Below are 421 nucleotides of genomic sequence, written 5' to 3'. Positions count from 1 at the left end.
CCTAACGGTTGGCGGTTCTCTTGACCTACGAGGGACACAGATATCCGAATTGCCAGAAAACCTAACGGTTGGCGGTTCTCTTGACCTACGAGGGACACAGATATCTGAATTGCCAGAAAACCTAACGGTTGGCGGTTCTCTTGACCTACGAGGGACACAGATATCTGAATTGCCAGAAAACCTAACGGTTGGCGGTTCTCTTTACCTACGAGGGACACAGATATCTGAATTGCCAGAAAACCTAACGGTTGGCGGTTATCTTGACCTTGAAGGGACACAGATATCTGAATTGCCAGAAAACCTAACGGTTGGCGGTTCTCTTGACCTACGAGGGACACAGATATCTGAATTGCCAGAAAACCTAACGGTTGGCGGTTCTCTTTACCTACGAGGGACACAGATATCTGAATTGCCAGAAAAC

General features: G+C 47.7%; 1 protein-coding gene. It reads left to right on the top strand.

Annotated elements, in window-relative coordinates; genetic code table 11:
• A partial coding sequence (locus Q0912_RS17475) for a hypothetical protein (RefSeq protein WP_299117571.1) occupies positions 1–421 on the top strand: 421 nt, incomplete at both ends.

Origin of the sequence: uncultured Winogradskyella sp. (assembly GCF_947498345.1) — a bacterium.
Classification (GTDB): Bacteria; Bacteroidota; Bacteroidia; order Flavobacteriales; family Flavobacteriaceae; genus Winogradskyella.
This window is presented reverse-complemented; position numbering and strand designations above follow the sequence as displayed.